The sequence below is a fragment of the Fodinibius salicampi genome (assembly GCF_039545095.1).
GTDB classification, from domain to species: Bacteria; Bacteroidota; Rhodothermia; order Balneolales; family Balneolaceae; genus Fodinibius; species Fodinibius salicampi.
Genome location: NZ_BAABRS010000002.1, coordinates 757,950 through 776,849, shown reverse-complemented (window position 1 = coordinate 776,849; position 18,900 = coordinate 757,950). Strand labels below are relative to the sequence as shown.

16 protein-coding genes are annotated in these 18,900 nt (G+C 42.2%); 6 read left to right on the top strand and 10 right to left on the bottom strand.

The window, feature by feature from the left end:
* Positions 1-194 precede the first annotated feature (194 nt).
* The 7 genes from surE to ABEB05_RS11070 all read right to left on the bottom strand — a co-directional run bounded on the left by surE (position 195) and on the right by ABEB05_RS11070 (position 5,143).
* Positions 195-959, bottom strand: coding sequence for a 5'/3'-nucleotidase SurE (gene surE, locus ABEB05_RS11100; RefSeq protein ID WP_265790128.1), 765 nt, complete (start codon positions 957-959; stop codon positions 195-197).
* Positions 960-1,036: 77 nt separating this feature from the next.
* The gene (gene panB / locus ABEB05_RS11095; protein ID WP_265790127.1) at positions 1,037-1,864 is read right to left on the bottom strand and encodes a 3-methyl-2-oxobutanoate hydroxymethyltransferase; all 828 of its coding nucleotides are present in this window, start codon (positions 1,862-1,864) and stop codon (positions 1,037-1,039) included.
* Positions 1,861-2,307, bottom strand: a complete 447-nt coding sequence (gene fabZ, locus ABEB05_RS11090) for a 3-hydroxyacyl-ACP dehydratase FabZ (RefSeq protein WP_265790125.1) — start codon at positions 2,305-2,307, stop codon at positions 1,861-1,863. The genes panB and fabZ overlap by 4 nt, the downstream gene beginning before the upstream one ends.
* A gap of 49 nt (positions 2,308-2,356) precedes the next feature.
* Positions 2,357-3,046, bottom strand: a complete 690-nt coding sequence (ubiE, locus tag ABEB05_RS11085) for a bifunctional demethylmenaquinone methyltransferase/2-methoxy-6-polyprenyl-1,4-benzoquinol methylase UbiE (protein WP_265790123.1) — start codon at positions 3,044-3,046, stop codon at positions 2,357-2,359.
* 30 nt (positions 3,047-3,076) lie between these two features.
* Entirely contained in the window at positions 3,077-3,745 is a 669-nt protein-coding gene (locus ABEB05_RS11080; RefSeq protein WP_265790122.1) for a histidine phosphatase family protein, read from the bottom strand.
* A 1-nt stretch (position 3,746) separates the two neighbouring features.
* The gene (locus tag ABEB05_RS11075; RefSeq protein ID WP_265790120.1) at positions 3,747-4,379 is read right to left on the bottom strand and encodes a hypothetical protein; all 633 of its coding nucleotides are present in this window, start codon (positions 4,377-4,379) and stop codon (positions 3,747-3,749) included.
* A 50-nt stretch (positions 4,380-4,429) separates the two neighbouring features.
* On the bottom strand, positions 4,430-5,143 hold the full coding sequence (locus ABEB05_RS11070; protein WP_265790119.1) for a ComF family protein: 714 nt from the start codon (positions 5,141-5,143) through the stop codon (positions 4,430-4,432).
* Positions 5,144-5,292: 149 nt separating this feature from the next.
* Here ABEB05_RS11070 and ABEB05_RS11065 point away from each other — a divergent pair, with 149 nt between their 5' ends.
* From ABEB05_RS11065 to ABEB05_RS11040, 6 genes are all read left to right on the top strand, one after another.
* Complete coding sequence (locus ABEB05_RS11065; RefSeq protein WP_265790118.1) at positions 5,293-6,336, top strand: helix-turn-helix domain-containing protein; 1,044 nt, start codon at positions 5,293-5,295, stop codon at positions 6,334-6,336.
* A gap of 9 nt (positions 6,337-6,345) precedes the next feature.
* Positions 6,346-8,337 carry an NAD-dependent DNA ligase LigA gene (gene ligA / locus ABEB05_RS11060; protein ID WP_265790117.1) on the top strand — a complete coding sequence of 664 codons (1,992 nt, stop codon included), beginning with the start codon at positions 6,346-6,348 and terminating at the stop codon, positions 8,335-8,337.
* A 138-nt stretch (positions 8,338-8,475) separates the two neighbouring features.
* Complete coding sequence (locus ABEB05_RS11055; RefSeq protein ID WP_265790116.1) at positions 8,476-10,932, top strand: HD family phosphohydrolase; 2,457 nt, start codon at positions 8,476-8,478, stop codon at positions 10,930-10,932.
* Positions 10,913-11,845 carry a site-specific tyrosine recombinase XerD gene (gene xerD, locus ABEB05_RS11050; RefSeq protein ID WP_265790114.1) on the top strand — a complete coding sequence of 311 codons (933 nt, stop codon included), beginning with the start codon at positions 10,913-10,915 and terminating at the stop codon, positions 11,843-11,845. Before ABEB05_RS11055 ends, xerD begins: the two co-directional genes overlap by 20 nt.
* Positions 11,846-11,963: 118 nt before the next feature.
* Complete coding sequence (locus ABEB05_RS11045) at positions 11,964-12,536, top strand: ECF-type sigma factor (RefSeq protein ID WP_265790113.1); 573 nt, start codon at positions 11,964-11,966, stop codon at positions 12,534-12,536.
* 12 nt (positions 12,537-12,548) lie between these two features.
* Complete coding sequence (locus ABEB05_RS11040) at positions 12,549-15,254, top strand: serine/threonine-protein kinase (protein ID WP_265790111.1); 2,706 nt, start codon at positions 12,549-12,551, stop codon at positions 15,252-15,254.
* Between the two features lie 173 nt (positions 15,255-15,427).
* Here the strand turns inward: ABEB05_RS11040 and ABEB05_RS11035 are convergent, their stop codons facing one another.
* The 3 genes from ABEB05_RS11035 to ABEB05_RS11025 all read right to left on the bottom strand — a co-directional run bounded on the left by ABEB05_RS11035 (position 15,428) and on the right by ABEB05_RS11025 (position 18,760).
* Positions 15,428-16,576 (bottom strand): trypsin-like serine peptidase, encoded by a 1,149-nt coding sequence (locus tag ABEB05_RS11035; RefSeq protein ID WP_265790109.1) that lies wholly within the window; start codon positions 16,574-16,576, stop codon positions 15,428-15,430.
* A 161-nt stretch (positions 16,577-16,737) separates the two neighbouring features.
* On the bottom strand, positions 16,738-17,343 hold the full coding sequence (locus ABEB05_RS11030) for a hypothetical protein (protein ID WP_265790107.1): 606 nt from the start codon (positions 17,341-17,343) through the stop codon (positions 16,738-16,740).
* Positions 17,344-17,575: 232 nt separating this feature from the next.
* Positions 17,576-18,760 carry a collagen-like domain-containing protein gene (locus ABEB05_RS11025; protein WP_265790105.1) on the bottom strand — a complete coding sequence of 395 codons (1,185 nt, stop codon included), beginning with the start codon at positions 18,758-18,760 and terminating at the stop codon, positions 17,576-17,578.
* Positions 18,761-18,900: the final 140 nt, after the last annotated feature.

Sequence of the window (18,900 nt, the reverse complement as noted above, 5' to 3'; positions counted from 1 at the left end):
CTATTTTGTTACCTATTCTCTTGATTCCAATCCCATCCCGATGGGTGGCTTGGCAGGCACTTTTTCGTACCCCTTTCATATAACAAGAGTCATTTCAACCGTTTTTGTTACAAAAAAGTTGGGGAAAATATAGAAAAGCCTAAATATGTTTGGGCGTTCTATTTTTATAAGTTAAAAACAGAATTATCTTTTCACTAAAGCTCTATATCTTCCACATCCTTTAGCAGGGTGTAGGCGGTCATATCATACTGAATGGGTGTCAAGGCGGCATATCCCTTCTTGAGTACGTTAATATCCAGATCTTCTCCTTCATCCAGAAGCTCTAATCGGCCGGTAAGCCAGTAATAGGACCGATTATTCGGATCTACTCGCCCCTCAAATTCCTCTACATAGCGGCTATCTGCCTGACGTGCCCATTTAATCCCCTTTAATTCTCCGGGTGGCACATTCAAATTTAAGGTAACGCCTTTGGGTAGTCCCTGACTGAGCACGTACCCAATTACCTTGCGTGCCGCATCCCTTGCTCCGCTCAGGTCTGCTTCTTCATCAAAATCCGTACAGCTTACGGCAATGGACGGATACCCCAAAATCGTACCTTCGGTGGCAGCACTTACAGTGCCGGAGTATAAAATATTAACTCCTGCATTGCTTCCGTGGTTAATACCGCTAACAACCAAATCCGGTTTTCGCTTCATTAGCTGATCGTGCGCAAGCTTTATTGAATCGGCCGGGGTTCCGGTTACGGCCTGCCCGTTAAATCGGCCATCCACCTGGAACGAACGGGAACGCAAGGGTGTATCTACCGTCACCGCATGCCCCACAGCACTTTGCTCGCGATCGGGCGCTATAATGTGGACTTCCCCAAACTCATCGGCTACTTCAGCCAAAGCCTGGATGCCCGGTGAAAAAATACCGTCATCATTACAAACAAGAATTACCGGGTCTTCAGAATTACTCATCGTATCTTTGTTAAAAGTTTAATGCGTTACAAATATAATGATCAGCAGCAGCTTGAAACAAAAGTAGTATAGCTAAATTAACTATCGTACTGTTCTTCTTCATTAGGAAAGTCCCCGGACTGCACATCCCGGATGTAATTTTGTACCGCTTCGGTCATTTTCGTATCCAGATCGGCATACCGTCGGAGAAAGCGTGGTTTAAACTCTTTATTAAGTCCCAGCATATCGTGTGCAACCAGTACTTGTCCGTCACATTTCTTGCCGGCCCCGATACCGATGGTAGGAATAGAAAGTTGATTTGTTACCTTTTCTGCCAGACCAGCGGGTATCTTTTCCAGTACTATGGAAAAGCATCCGGCTTCTTCAAGCTTTTTGGCATCTTCCAGCAGTTGTTGGGCTTCCTCACTTTCAGTGGCACGTACTTTATACGTTCCAAATTTATAAATGCTTTGAGGCGTAAGTCCGAGATGTCCCATAACAGGAATACCCGCCTCCACAATTTTCCGGATAGTCTCAACAACAGGCTTTCCTCCTTCTAGTTTCACACCGTGAACCCCTGCCTCCTTCATCATGCGTCCTGCACTAATCAAAGCCTCTTTAGGTGTTACCTGATAGCTCATAAAAGGCAGGTCTGCAATAACAAGCGCGGTTTCTACTCCGCGTACCACGCAGGAAGAATGATATATCATATGATCGAGCGTCATGGGTACCGTAGTATCGTAACCAGCCATTACGTTACTGGCTGAATCGCCTACCAGGATAATATCAATACCCGCCCGGTCAATAATTTTAGCCATCGTAAAATCATAGGCGGTGAGCATACTAATTTTCCGCTCTTCACCCTTCATATCCACGATAGTCTGGGTCGTTACTTTGGGAGGACGGTTTGGGGATTGTGTACTCATTCGTCTTCTTTAGGTACAATTGCAGAAGTAGCTTCAAGCTCGCAAACAACTTTATCATTCACACGTGCGGTTCCTTCCATAGTCGTAAAATTACGTCGGCGGTTAGTCAGAAATACCTCCATCATAAGCTGGTCGCCCGGCACTACAGACTTTCTGAATTTTGCCTGATTGATATTAGTAAAAACGATCAGACTTTCATCAGGATTCTCAATATGATTTTCAGTTAACATTATGCAACCTGTTTGTGCCAAGGCTTCTACCTGCAATACGCCCGGCATCAATGGTTTTTCCGGGAAATGACCGTTAAAGAAGTCCTCGTTTACCGTAACATTTTTATAGGCTAGGATGCGTTTTTCTTCCAGTTCTAAAACGCGATCTACCAATAAGAACGGATAACGATGTGGTAATACTTTTTTAATTGCTTCAATTTGCATTACTGACATGATAAAAGATGTTTTTCGTAGTAAAATTTAGGATTTAATATACACATTTTTATTTCACAGTACCCACATATACATAGGCAATGCCGCCGGTTAGCTTTTCGAACATCTGAGAAGTAAAAGCACCAGATTCTTTCATCAATGAAATGAACTCATTGCCAGCCGGAAATTTAGCACTCGTTCTGGGCAGATAAGAGTAGGCTTCCCGATTTCCACTAATCCACCCGCCTACTGTGGGCATAATATATTGGCTATAAAGCTCATAAGGATATTTTAGCAATCCTTTCGGCTGACCGAATTCCAGAACCACTACCGTGCCACCGGGCTTGACAACCCGCCCCATCTCTTTAAGAGCCTGTACCGGATCATCTACATTACGAATGCCGAATGCAATACTGGAAATATCGAAACGGTCATTTTCATAAGGCAGATTCATTGCATCCGCCACTTCGAACTCAACTTCCAGATTATGTTCTCTGGCTTTCTCCGGTGCGTGCTCAATCATTTCCTTACAAAAATCTGTACCTAGCACAGATCCACTATCACCAACAGACTCCTTAAATTTCAAAGCTAAATCCCCGGTACCCGTTGCACAATCGAGCACATTATCCCCTTCCCGGGCACCACTTAACTGTACCGCCCGATTTCGCCAGATATGGTGAACACCAAATGATAATATAGAATTTACCCGATCATAATCATCGGCAATATCCGCGAACATCTTGCGTACTTTTTCGCTCATAATTATTTAACCCTCAAATACTTTTCCAAACTATTGTAGCTCAATTCTCGACCATTTTTCATTCGATAATGAGTCCAGACTCCCATTTTTCAAATGATCAGTATTATTTAAAAAGACTGACCTAAACTGTTGGCCATCCCATTGAAGATGGTATAAAGCACCATTGCTGTGAGCAACTTTATGCATGGATGAGAGCCCCATACCTAACCAATGTGAAACTAAAATCCGAATAAGGCGGCCGTGAAGAACAAATAAGATATTTGACCTGTGTTTTTCACGAATGATGTTCTCTGCTCGTCCTCCGGCTCGTTCCAAGACCTTACGAGGACTTTCAGCTTTTTCTAAAGCAAATGAAACTTCCCCTGACTTCCAATTATCATGCAGCTGTTGCAGCTCTGATTCTATCTCCTCAATGGGGCGACCTTCCAATATTCCAAAGTTCATTTCATCCAGCTCCCGGTACGATTGGTTCTCCAGATTACAATATTTACCTACATATTCTGCTGTTTCCCGAGAACGCTTTAGGCTGCTGCTATATAAATAATCAATATCAAGGGTATGAATATGTGCTGAAAGGGCCTTCGCCTGCAGTTGACCGGTCTCATTCAGAGATACATCAATACCCCTGCCTTGTATTTGATTTCGTCGATTATATTCGGTCTCCCCATGACGGGCTAAATAAATATTCGATATACTCACGCTAGTTCCCTTTTTTCCTGCTTATTGCTAGTTCTTTAAATCGTTCTTCCATTGTTTGTACTTCAGCCGGTGCCATATTATAAAACATTGCATACCTCACCAGAATCATCTTAAATACACGATCGTTAAGTGTTAGATGATTATCGCTACCTTTATCCATCTTATCCCAAAGCATCTTAAGGAGTCCCAATTTCATTAGGAAAAAGAAGACTAGCCCTATTCCCACCGCCAAATACTGTCCGTCTATTCCTAAAAGGCTAATAATGACCAAAGAAGTCATTAAGAGGTACCCATCTTTATTCATAAACTTGAGCAGTTTGCCCAAGTAAATCGTAACAAAACCACTTTTAAAGCGATACCAAAAAAAATGGAAAGCAATAGCAATAACGGCTGCAAATATGGGATGGATAAAAAGCAGTAAAAGAAGCAACAAAGTCAAGGACAGGCTATCCGCACTACGCACCCAGGCAATAGCTTCCTCGACGAGTAAATCAAGTGATCGTTTCTCCAAAAGCCCTGGGACAAACTCTTTAATATGTTTGGATGTAGTATGGAACCAGTCTCCTGTTCGGGTAACGATACCCAGCTTTGTTTCTAAAAATAAGTTTTGACGTTGCGAGCTAAATCTATTCATAACCTTAAAAATATCCTTCTTTTTTTGAAAAAACGAATTAATACTGAGGATTAAGCCTGTGCAACCGTCAATACTACTATTTCTTTGGCACCACTATCTAAAACCGTATGAGCAAGCTCAAAAGTAGTGGCTCCGGTGGTAAAAACGTCATCTATAATGACGACAAGCTTATCTTTTATCTCAGCAGGCTTTTTTACCTTAAATGCATTTTTCAAATTTTGACGACGTCTTTTTAGAGAAAGTCCCGTTTGAGTGCGCGTATTTTTATCTCTTACTACGCTTTTAATATCACAAATAGACAGATCGTTCCAAACCTGCTGAAATCCCAAGCTTATTTTAAATGCCTGATTAAACCCCCTGTACCGAAATTTTAGATAGTGCAATGGGACAGGCAAAAGGACAGCTGGAAAAAAGCTTAGTTTTTGCTTCAACAAAGAATGCTTCTTTATTCGGACTCCCAATTCACGTCCCAAGTCAACCCCAATACCTGTCAGTTGTTCGTATTTCAATAAGTGTAATAAGTCCTGTAGGTCGCCCCCTTTGTCAAACTGCCATAGGGCGTGTTGGGCAATCACGCCTTCCGGTAAAATAATATCACTTGAAACAGGGGCATTGTCAGGATTAGCATCCTCAAACCGTTCCTGAAGGCAAAAAGAACAGAGCAGACGCTGATGTTCAGTATTTTCAAGTCCACAGCATGCACATACATTAGGGAAAACCACCCCTGAAATGCCTCTTACCATATTTTGAAACATCTTCTTCATTGAATACTTTTCTAGGTAAGATCATTTTGCAATCAAATCCTTACAAATAAAATTGTATTACCTATTAAAACTTTTGCCTACCGTCATATTTGTTTAGATTTACGGTCAATTCAACGGTTATTAATCACTTATAATCTGTCATTTATCCTATGCCATCACTTGGAAATGATTTGGCGATCATTCGGAAGGATCAAGGAATTAGTTTAGAAGAGATCCATCAGTCCACAAAAATTCCGAAACATATTCTAAATGCTATTGAGGATGATTCTCTTTTCCAGGATATCACCGGTACAACGACATATATCCGTGGCTATGTTCGCAGTTATGCCAGTACACTTGCTATTGATGAAAGGGAAATCATCCATGCGCTCGACCAGATGGAAAAAGGCCACTATAACGGCAGCCTTGTTGATGATGAGTTACGTCCGGAAGAACCGACAACGGATAAAAAAGAAACTAATTCCGAAAAAAGACAAAAAAACGACCCTGCTACCAGCACTACCCAAAAAGATATAGTTTTAAAAAGATCTGAAAAGGTTACTTCTATCGACTGGGTTAATATGGCTGAACGTTTTTCTCCATTCAGCAAGCAGCGACCAAAATGGAAGCCTGTCTTTTTTACCCTTCTTTTATTTGGTGTGGCAGCATTCCTTGTTTACTGGTTTTATTTTCGTCCACCGACAGAGAATGGCCAAAGCTCTTCACAGCAGGAAACGCCTATACAGGCGACCGTTCCATCTGGTACTCTTCAGTCCAGCTCTCCAGCTATAGAAAATAATGATAGTGCCGAATTGACTTCATCAACAAGAAATCAGTTAGAGGCTCCAAAAGACGAGCTGTCCGATACTCTTTCCATAGTACTTTATGCAGCACACGGTAAACTGGAACCTGTTCGTGTATTTACGGATGTTACCGGAGCTCTTAATCCATATTGGATTGAAGAGGGGGAAGCCATACGATTTAATTTTGTAAATGAATTTCAATTCCGTAATGGGATCAATAATATTGTTTTGCTAATGAATGGTCACCCTATTACTAATTTCAAGGAACAGTTTTTTAATCCACAAACGGGGCGCATAGAAATAAACAGATCTTTTTTCGAAGGCGATCCGAAATGGCTGCAACCTTCACCCGATTCTCTGGGAATTGGGGCCCCGCCTCCTTCGGTTATTCGTCAGCTCGAACGTCAATAAATTTTAGCAATGGATAAGAAACAGGCACAAGAACGTATCAATGAACTACGAGACTTACTTGAAAAAGCCAATAAAGCCTACTACCAGGAAGCCCAGCCTTTTATTTCGGATAAGAAGTTTGACGAATATCTATCCGAGCTAGAAAAACTTGAGAACAAGTTTGACCTTCAGGATCCGGATTCCCCTACTCGCCGCGTCGGTGGTGAACCCAGCAGTGATTTTGAAACGATCCAGCACCCAGTACCTTTACTAAGTCTCGATAACACTTATAATGAAGAGGAGCTGAATGATTTTGACCGCCGGGTACGTGAACGGCTAGATCACAGCAACTTCACCTATATGGCAGAGCTAAAATTTGATGGCACTGCCATTCGCCTTCGATACGAAGATGGGGACCTGGCATTGGGTGCAACTCGTGGAGACGGGGAGCGCGGCGATGATATTACCCGTAATCTCCGTACAGTCCGGGATATTCCATTATCTTTGGAAGGTGATTATCCTGAGGTCTTGGAAGTTCGGGGAGAAGCTTACATGGAGCGAGAGGCTTTCGCAAGGATGAATGAGCACCGGGAAGAACAAGGATTATCGCCATTTGCCAATCCCCGGAATTCTACGGCTGGTTCCCTTAAAATGCAGGATCCCAAAGAGGTTGCACGAAGACCTATTCGCTTTTTTAGTTTTGACCTGCTATTGGAGGAATCCCAGCCGCTCACCCAACTGGAAAAGATGAAGATGCTGTCTGAGTTCGGGCTTCCTGTATGCGAGTACTATCAAAAGTGTAAGAATATTGATGAAGTCCATCAACAGCTTGAAGAGTGGAAAGAGCTAAGACACAACCTACCGTTTGAAACGGATGGGGTTGTGATTAAAGTCAATGAAGACAAATTCAGGTCGCAGCTTGGTTCAACTTCAAAAGCACCTCGCTGGGCTATCGCTTATAAGTTTGAGGCGGAACAAGCTACGACCACCATTAATGATATTAGCCTGCAAGTGGGACGATTGGGCAAAATAACCCCCGTAGCCGAACTTAAGGCTGTAGAGCTAGCCGGAACAACAGTTAAACGAGCATCACTCCATAATGAAGATGAGATCCACCGTAAGGATATCCGTCCGGGTGACCGCGTTGTTGTAGAAAAGGCAGGCGAAATTATTCCCCAGGTGGTTAGCGTCGTTAATCCGAATCGGGAAGATCGTAATCCACCATTTAAGATGCCGAAAGACTGCCCGGCCTGTGGACATGAGCTGACAAAACTTGGGGATAATGTAGATTGGCGCTGTACTAACGCTGAATGTCCCCCGCAAATACGTCAGCGTATTGCCCATTTTGCTTCCCGGGATGCCATGGATATTGAAGGACTCGGGGAAAAAGTGGTTGACCAATTGGTTTCGGAAGGACTAATCAAAAATTATTCAGATCTGTATCAGCTCAACAAAGAACAACTTCTGCCTCTTGAACGCATGGCTGAAAAAAGTGCTCAAAATTTATTATCAGCCATAGAAAAGAGTAAAGAGCAATCCCTAGACAGACTCATTTATGCTCTGGGAATCCGCTTTGTTGGTAAAACAGTTGCCCGGGACCTTGCCAATGCTTTTGGAACAATGGAGGCACTTATCAAGGCGGATGAAGAGAGCATCTCAGAAATCGATGCTATAGGCCCTAAAATAGCGGAATCAGTGGTTACTTTCTTTAATGATGAGTCTAACTTAAAAATGGTCTACTCTCTCAAATCAGCAGGCCTTACTTTTAGAAAAGAAGAAGACAAACAGAAAACACAAAAACTAGCAGATAAAATCTTTGTTCTTACCGGTAGTCTGCCTGACTTTACCCGGAAAGAAGCTACCCAAAAAATTGAGGAACATGGTGGCCGGGTTACCTCCTCCGTAAGTGGAAATACCGATTACTTGCTGGCAGGTGAATCTCCCGGAAGCAAATACGAGAAAGCCCAACAACAAAATATTTCTATCCTTAATCAAAATGACTTTCTAAAACTTATTGAATAAACCACTACAGCATTTTATTGAAAAACATCACTTAATAAATTGTAAGTTGGTATAATTTGTTAATCAAAGTATCTTGCAGGTACATTTTAATGTCTTCCAAGTGTTTCTACCTCTTGAAAGACAGATCTAAAGATATTTATGAGCATTCTTGAAAAACTTGGGCTGGCCCCTAAAAAACAGCGAAAGGTTCCTGTAATCGGGGAAAAGAAAAAGCAACAAGAGCAATCTTCGTCTCTGCAAAACAATATCTATATTCGGTCTCTTATTATACTCGGCTTTTTGGGAGTATTAATTGCGTCCATCCCACAGACAAGCTTTAAAGAACCTATAAATTATAGTATCGGAGAACCATGGAGGGCTGACAATTTAACGGCCCCCTTTACCTTTCCCATTAAAAAAGATCAGGAAACCATTGCAATGGAGCGCGAAAACATCAGAGATGCTACGCTCCCGATTTACAACATTGATCCCCAGGCTAATGTACAAATACAAAACCGACTTGACTCACTATACAAAAGTCTGGAACCTGTTTTAAACAGCTACGAACAGTGGCAAATAGCCAAGGAAGATACTGCTACTGACAGCCGTTCAGACAGCCTTCAATTTGTAAACATGAAAAAAAATGCTCCTCTGGATTTTTCAGAAGATACCTGGAAGGCTTTGATAACCCATTATGAGCAAACGGTGATTCAAAATAAGACTGCTGCTTCCAGCTTTAATGTTCGTAATGAGTTTGTTCTCAATGTCTTGAAACAGCAGATTACTGATATTACGACACAGTTACTTGAAGAAGGCATTATTGATACTTCCAAAAGTGCTCTGGAGAAAAACAAAGTAATTGTCCGTGATCTCAAAGAACGTACTGAACGAACACGTAATGTTGCTAATCTGTACGATATAAAAGAGTCTATAGTATTTACTCAACAAACCTTATCTGAAACTTTTAGTGAGGACATTGTATCTGCCGGCACAAGAATATTTGAACAGGTTATTCAACCGAATATTCTTTTCGATCCTGTAGAAACTCAAAGCCATATTCAGGAAGCCCTGTCAGAAGTATCTACTACACAAGGAGCGGTAGCACAAGGACAGGTTATTATCCGCAAAGGTGATATTGTTACCGAAGAAAAGTTAACTATGCTTGAAAGTCTGGCTGAGGCCCGTTCCCAAAATGCCACTACTATGGAACGCTGGCTTCGCTACGGGGGAGATATCATAGCCGTAATAGCTATTGTCACCATCTTTTTCTTCTATCTGTACCTTTACAGACGTTATATCTTTAAGAATAATGCCCTGCTCCTGCTGGTGCTCATTGCTATGTCAATTATTTGTATAGGCAGCTCTATTGTCTACGAGCTGGATACAATTTCATCCTATATTGTCCCGGTAGCTATTGCCCCCATTATTCTCACAATCATATTTGACTCCAGGGTAGGATTATTGGCAACTATTACACTTGCGCTACTCACAGGACTTATTGACGGCAATAATTTTGAACACGTAACAGCAACTACAGTTGCGTGTAGCCTAGGCCTGTTCTCGGTTCGTGATATTAAAAAGCGTTCGCAGTTTTTCTTTACCACTCCCGGCATCGTATTTTTATCATATACTATTGTTGTGATAGCCTTTAGCATGACGGCTTTTCAGGGATGGACAGCACTGGCCAATGAGCTGTTTTTCATAGCGATTAATGCCATTTTCATCCTGTTTACCTATCCACTTATTCTCTTATTTGAAAAAACATTTAATGTTACTACTGACTTTACCCTATTAGAGCTGAGCGACACCAACCTGCCGTTATTAAAGGATCTTATGACCAAAGCTCCGGGCTCGTTCCATCACAGCCTGCAGGTATCTAACCTTGCGGAAGCGGCAGCAGGAGCCATCGGTGCCAATAGCTTGTTGTGTCGTGTAGGAGGACTTTATCACGATATCGGCAAAATGGAGAACCCCGGTTATTTTACAGAGAACCAAACTGAAAGCAATGAACATGATAAGCTGAAGCCCCGAATGAGTGCTCTGGTAATCAAAGCCCATGTATCCAATGGAGTAAAAATAGCAGAAGAGCATAAACTGCCGGAGATCATTATTGACTTCATTAAAACACATCACGGCACTTCCCTCATTAAATTTTTCTGGGATAAAGCACAGGAAAATGCTGATGAGGATAAAAAAGAGATTCGTGAAGAAGATTTTCGATATGATGGCCCCCTCCCCCAAACTAAAGAGACCGGCATCCTGTTATTGGCTGATTGTATTGAAGCATCCTCCCGGGCCATGAAAGACCCCAATTATCAAAAGCTCGAAAATCTTATTGATAAAATGATCGAGACTCGTGTGAGTGAGGGTCAACTTAGCAAGACTCCCCTTACCTTCAAGGATCTTACTACTATTAAGGAAACATTCCTTAATATTTTAGTCGGTATTTATCACAGTCGTGTCGAATACCCGGATGAAGAAAAAGAAAGTGAATCAACTGATCAGTCTTCAGAAGATAAAAAGCCAGAGAGATCAAAAATATCGGAAAGTAAACAAGCCGAAGAACAAGAAGAAGGAGACTCCACTCCACCTGTTGATGAGTATTATAACTCGTAACACTATGCACTACGAGGAAGAGTTACAACGCTATTTGCAGTTTATTAAACTTGAAAAAAGTCTCTCTGAAAATTCTGTTTTTTCCTACAAGAATGATCTCCAGCGATATCTGAGATTTGTTGCCCGTGACCTTCGGATTCATAATCTAAATGGAGTCACTCTTCAACATATAGAACAATATATAGAAGAGCTTTCTGCAATGGATCTAGCGGTAAGTTCTATTGCACGAAATATATCCAGTATACGCGGGTTCCATGAATTTGCTGTGGTAGAGGGAATGGCAGAAGCCAATCCGGCAGAATTGATTGAACTTCCTCAAAAAACGAAAGAACTACCTGATGTTTTAGATCCGGATGAAGTTGCTGCGCTTATTGACAGTCCCAATCGCGAAACCGATGCGGGAATCCGTAACGCAGCCATAATGGAAACCCTTTATGCCACAGGAATGCGCGTCAGTGAATTGACGGGACTTGAATTAAATAACCTCATCTTTGAAATCGGTTTTATCCGCGTACTGGGAAAAGGAAATAAAGAACGATTGGTCCCGGTTGGAGAGGCTGCTCAACTAGCTATTGAACATTATATTGAGACGGTCCGACCAAAATTTCAGAGTGATAAAAATCCTCAAAAATCCCAAAATAAAGTTTTCCTCAGTCAGCGGGGCAACCCACTGTCGCGCATGAGCATCTGGAATATTGTCAACGATGCGGCGGAACGGGCTGGAATTGAAAAGAATGTATATCCCCATATTTTTCGCCATTCCTTTGCCACTCACCTTTTAGAAGGCGGGGCCGATTTGCGCGCCGTCCAGGAAATGCTGGGGCATTCTTCGATCATCACTACAGAAATATACACTCATGTGGATCGTTCACTGCTGCACCAGGTGCACAAAGAATTTCATCCCCGGGCGTAAAATATTGTTATATGTGTAAGATATCAGCTATGAATATCTTTTATGTTTTGTAACCCCTAAAAGAGCATATATATTTAAAAAGGTCGTTGGAAAACTCAAAAGAACTGATTCGGGGATAATGAAAAAAAAGTCAGAGGTCACCAATCTGTTAATAAAAGTTCAACGGGGTGATGAAGAAGCCTATTCCCAACTTTTCCCACTTATCTACAAGGAATTAAAACGACTGGCCTATTCCCAACTTCAATCGGAGCATGGAGAAGTTACCATCTCGGGAACCGAATTAGTTCACGAAGTTTATATCAAGATGATTGATCAGGAGGCTATCGAGGCCAAAAATAAAAGTCATTTTATGGCCATTGCCGCCAGATGTATGCGTCAAATACTGGTTGATCATGCCCGTAAAAAGAAAGCAAAAAAACGCGGGGGAGATCAAAAAGACGTTACCTACGTTGACCAGTTGTTAAAAGTTCACCAGGAGTCAGAACAAATCATCGACCTTGATGAGGAACTCGATAAACTTGCTCAGCTGGATCAACGAATGGCCGATGTTGTAACACTCCGTTTCTTTGGACAGATGACCGTTCACGCTACGGCAGATGCTTTGGGAGTCTCAGAACGAACAGTAAAACGAGACTGGGCTAAAGCACGGGGGTGGCTCTACAAGGAATTAAAAAAGAAAGAGAGTAAATAGGTCTTTTTCGGTATGAATCAACAGCAGTGGAAGAAAATAAATAACATTGTAGATACCGCACTTGAACTGACAAAAAAAGAACGAGACGCCTATATACAGGAACAATGCAAGGGAGACAAGCAGCTCAGGCAGGATGTTACCGCCCTTATTGATGCTATCGAACAATCTGATACTGAAGGTTTCCTGGAAGAACTTAGCGATTATCAGCAACAGCTTGCCCAGGATGTTTTAAATGAAGAGGTCCAGAAGAAAGATGCTGCTCTTGTTGGAACTACTATAGACAGCTACGAAGTTATTGAACTCATCGGTCACGGCGGCATGGGTTCTGTATTTTTAGCTAAGAGAGCGGATGATACTTACAAACAACAGGTAGCTTTCAAAGTATTACGACGTGGATTGCAAACTCCTTCAAATGTAGCCCGATTCAAGCGTGAACGACAGATACTTGCAAAACTGAATCATCCCAATATTGCCCAACTTCTGGACGGGGGGCTAACCCCGGAAGGGTTGCCTTACTTGGTCATGGAGTATGTAGAAGGAAAGTCTTTATACGAATATTGCAACCAGCATTCCTTTTCCATTGAGGAACGGATCCAGCTCTTCCGGTCAATATGCCGCGCCGTTCAACATGCACACAAAAATGCTATTATTCATCGAGACCTTAAGCCATCCAATATTTTAGTTACTGAAGATGGGGAAGTCAAAATTCTCGATTTTGGCATTGCAAAATTACTTGAGCATGAAGACCCGGAACAACCCCTTTACCAGACCCAAACGGGAGCCCGCCTGCTTACCTACAGCTATGCGTCACCGGAACAAATAGAGAACAGGACGATTACCACTGCGACGGATATTTATACGCTCGGCATTGTATTTCACGAGTTGCTTTGCGGAGCACATCCCTTTGATTTTGAAGGGAAAAAACTGACAGAAATTGAAAATATAATCCGGACGAAGCCTCATTCGACACCCCGCAAGAGGTTTTTGCAATTACCGGATGATATTCGTCAAAAGAAAGCAAGAGATCGTCATACAAAGCCTACTTCACTTAGCCAAACGTTAAAAGGTGATCTGGATGCTATTGTTCAGAAAGCGTTAAGAAAGGAACCGGAAGAACGATACGATTCTATTGAACAATTTTTGGAAGATCTCCGGCGCTATAAACAAAACAGACCGATTATTGCCCGAAAGGATACATTACGTTATAAAGCAAAAAAGTTTATTAAAAGGCATCAAACAGAATTGGCAGCCACAATGGGTTTTATATTCCTGATTGTCTCATTTGCTGGCATTTATACCTGGCGTATAACCCAGGAAAGAAACAGAGCTCGTCTACAGGCAGAAAGAGCACAAGAAACTTCTGAATTTTTAGTCAGTCTCTTTTCTGCTAGCAATCCCGCTGAAACCAACGGAGAAACAGTACCAGTCAAATCTATTCTTGAAGAAGGACTCAACCAAATTGATCAGCTCGGTGAACAACCGGGGGTTCAAAGTCAAATGTTGCATACTATGGGAAGGGTTTATACAAATCTGGGAGAATATGACAGGGCCGAGATGCTGTTAAAACGTGCCCTCAACATTCAAACTAAAATAAATGGCGAATTAAATACTGAAGTTGCATCTATCTATAACGATCTTGGCGGGTTACACCAAAAAGCACAAGAAACCCAGCAGGCAGAACCATATTATGCCAAAGCACTGGATATCCGAAGAAATATTCTGGGTCCCAATGATATCCAATATGCCGAAACACTCAGTGATCTGGGAGCCTTGATGAGGTACAAAGAGAATCTCGATTCGGCTGAAGTACTTTATAATAGGGCTCTGGAAATTCGACAAAATAATTTAACGCCCAACCATCCCGATATTGCCAACAGCCTGAACAACCTGGGGGTCCTCGAAAAGTCAAAAGGAAATTTGGAAACAGCAAGACAGTTTTATCAAGAAGCCCTGAGAATAAGACAAAATAATTATGGCAATATTCATCCTAAAGTCGCCAACATAAAAAATAATTTGGCTGTCCTATACCGGACAAGGGGTGAGTTTGATTTGGCAGAGACTTATTATACTGAAACGTTGAAAATACGAAAAAAGATTTATGGTCTAAATCATCCAATAACAGCTCAAAGCCTGAATAATTTTGCCGGATTCCTTGTCGATCAAGGAAATTATGATCAAGCTGAAACCTACTATCGCCAAGCCCTCAAAGTCCGAAAAAACCTTTTAGGTTATTCCCATATACAAACCGGCACTGCTTACAATAATCTGGCAAATGCTTTGTTTGAGAAAGCACAACTGAATTCTGCAGAGCATGCCTACCGCAATGCTATCGATATTTACGCCTCATCACTGGGAGAAAACCATCGCTATGTTGGCATCGTAAAATCAAATCTGGCAAAAACGCTTACAGCTAAAAACAACCTTGAGGCTGCCGATAAAGTCTTCAAAGAAGCCCTTTCAATAATGAGGGATAGGTATGATTCCGAAAATATCAGTTTTGCTAACCTATACAGTTACAGGGCAAAGCTGGAATTAAAAAGAAAAAAAATTTCACAGGCAAAAGATTTACTGGAAAATGCTCTGGATATAAGAAAAGAGTTGCAGGGGACTGGACACCCGGACTTCCAACAGAATGTAAAGCGACTCAGCTCGGTTTATCAACAGCTTGGATACCATTCCAGCGCTGATTCTTTGGCAAAGACTTATTCATTAAAATAATTTTCCCACCATAGCTACATTTCTGCTTGCATATTTTCCTGCGATCAGCCTCTTGATTTGTTCCGTTAAAAAGCCCTCAGTGGCTTTCATACCGCTGAGGGCATTTCATGATTATCTACAGACTATCTCATTCCCCATCCACAAAATCCAAATAAATTACTTGATCAGTTAACCTAAAATCCTTCGGCAAACTGAAGCAGGTTATGGGCTGCACTTCCATGATACGGGCTGGCCAGCTGTGTACTCAGATTAGAATGGCCTCTTCTCCACCATCCCCAACTGGTTTCGCCGTTTATATAGCAACTGGGACAATTCTCAAAAGCGACAACCCAGGGACCTCCACTTGCTCCTCCGGTCATATCACAATCAACAATGGCAGAAGTACGTGGGCCTGGATTTGAACCGACGCCATCTGCACCGTCATATGGTGCGAAGCATTCCCACATCTTCTGTCCACTGAATAAATTACCAGAACCGGGATAGCCAAGCACTCTCCAATCTTTATTTCTGGAAGCATTAAACCACCATCCGAGCGAACCGGTAACGGAGGCAATAGGTCGTTCGTCGCGTTTTTCAACAACAACCGCACCTAAGTCATAGTTACGATTTCCGCCCGAATGCCAGGCAACTATCGTTGTTTTTACACGAGCTGACCATCTTCCAAGTGGCTCGTCCCCACTTTCATAAGCAGGTATAAAGATCCAATTATCATGCCAGTCTTCTTCTCCTTGTTCAGACACACAGTGCCCTGCGGTCCAAACCACACTCCGGTTCTCCGATGCTATAACTGAAGCGCTACATGAAAACCAGTTGTCATCTTTTGTAAAAAATACCTTACCCACTGATCGGTATGGATACTGAGTATAGTTCTCACTAACCTGGGAAGCATCACGTACCTGGGTATCTTTATTTACTCTCTTGGTACCCGTATCACTTCCCTTCATCACTTCAGGAGGATTTCCTTCCCTTTGCAGTAACTCCACGGATTCTCCAGGTACATCATAGTTAGGTTGTGTACCTGGAGGATCTTCCTCTTCGTGGCTTTCCCACTCAGGCTGATACGGTTCCGCTTGCTGTAGTCGCTCAGTGGTCCAGAAATCCCGGGCTTCTGCAGCCTCTTCAGTTGAGATTTCCTGATTAACAAACTCTACTTCTTCCTGTCCCTCCTTTTCTTCTGCCTGTTCCTCGGTAATATCACAGGCGGAGATTCCAAACAACAGGAATAAACCTGCAAATAAAATACCACCCTGCTTAACAATAAACCGAAGAGAAGATAAAAAATTAGAATTCTTAGTTGTTAAGTAACTTTTCTGTGTTCCCATAAAGGTCACCTCTTGAATTTAACTTGAATCATTGATTTGTCTTATAATTCTTCTACATAGTAATATGCGTGATTAAATACGGAATGAGGACAAATCGATCCAAATACCCACTAGCAGACTGTAAAGTTAGCTTCTCTGTCATCGCCTTTTCTAGTAGGAAATCACTCTTCTCTCATGAGCAAACCAAACGGTCGTATAGTTTGTTCTCTCTCCGGAGACTCTCCTGCAAGTTGAGCATACACCACGAAGAGCGTCTCATTTTCTTCAAGATCAACTTCTGATAAAATCGCATCCTCAATTTCAGAAGGAGACCAACTCTCATTCACTTCCCAAAGCTCAATATGTTCCTGAACCTTTGTATTATTCCACTTCAAGTTTATATCGGATATTACTTTCCAATCACCCCAACCCGGGACGTGAAAATCGATAGTTAAATCACTTCCAAGAATACCATCTCCGGATAGCATTTCAGAATTAGCCGGATAGGAATTAGTGGTAATTCGATCTATAATTTCATTATTTGCAATCTGGAAACCGGATAATACCAGTTCTCCTTCCCAGTCATTATCTGACTGAAGGCTAATTTGAATATTTGGCCCGAAATACTCCCAGGTAAAATCACTCGGAGTTTCTTCAATCATTTGTGTTAAATCATCAGAAGGTTCAGTTACAAATTCGAGGGGTTCTGGTTCGGTACCGGTGTTATCACAAGAAACAAAAAATAGTATTAACAGTGAAAAGAATAGGGTAAATATCGATTTTTGCATAATATTGAACTTTGGTTCACCTTTAAAAATTCTACATAGTACTATGCGTAATCTCTTACGGGATGGGGACAAATTCACATTTGCAATACCAAACAGAAAGTCTTGTTATGCATTGACGAAAATAAAAAGGCCCTGCCTTTCAGCAGAGCCTTTTGAAGTTTTACTACCTTCCAAACATATTTATGCTAATAGGTATAATCAGCGATTAAATACCATTCTTAACAACTGATTACTATTCACTGTAAAAGTTATAATAGTCCGCTACGGCTTCATAGTCGGAGGTATCCAAATCATCGGGAATGATGGAGTCCCCTTTCTGCTTGCGGTAATCCACCGTTTCACTGGATTCAATTCGTACGATCTCGATTGGATCATAGACCTCACCCGTGCCCTCTTTTAAATCAATTACCATAATGGCACTACTTGTAGCGTGATAAAATTTATAAACTGAACCATATGCCTCCCCGTTGGTAATTTGGTATTTCCATCCATTAGTACTAACCATATACGCAAGCCAGACACTTTCATTTACATCATCACCGTCTATATTTATTGATTCATTAAAGCTAGAATCAAATGAAAAGTCGTGAGCTGGGAAAATATACCGCGTTACATTGGCATTGCCATCCGCCCCTTTCAAGTTTATAGGAGTACCCCAGCCATTATTTGTTTTAGGTCCGTATAACTCATAGCTGCTTTTATCAAGGTAATAATCTCCTTCAACTCCCAGCGACGCATCGGGGGTACCCGTGCCGGCATAAATCTGGCTGCCGTCTTCCCCATCCTGTCCGTCATCGCCACTCAGGTTCGTGGGCGTTCCCCAGCCGCTGTCCGTTTTAGGGCCGTACAAATCCTTATTGGCGGTATCAAAATAATAATCACCGGTGGTTCCCAGCGAGGCATCAGGGCTTCCGGAGCCCGAATAAATCTGACTCCCGTCTTCCCCATCAGCTCCATCTTGTCCGTCGGCCCCATCTTCACCGTTCAGGTCAATCGCACTGCCCCAGCCGTTGTCTGTTTTCGGTCCGTACAGGTTTTGGTTAGCCGTATCGATATAAAAATCGCCCACTACTCCAACAGAGGCGTCCGGGGCTCCACTTCCGGCGTGGATCTGGGTACCGTCTTCTCCGTCAGCTCCATCCTGGCCGTCTTCCCCCATCAATACAATAATCGGATTCCCCCAGCCGTCGCTGTCTTTGGGGCCGTACAGCTCACCGGTATTTTGATTCAGGTAATAATCACCATTATCTCCAATATCAGCACTAGGTCCTCCTTGTCCTGAATACATCACACTACCGTCCTCCCCGGCCGGTCCAACCGGACCCTCAGGTCCCTGTGGACCTTGTGACCCGTTTGGTCCCTGTGGACCTTCACAGCCCAAGAAAAACGGTAAGATTATAATTACAATTAACGTCATGATTCTTGATAGTCGATACATAACTTTATAGAAATGTTATTTAGAAATAGTGAATAAATGAAAATCGATACATAGTTATATACGTAAGGTTCATACAAATTGGATCAAATCGATTCACCTGGCCGATATATCGAAAAACG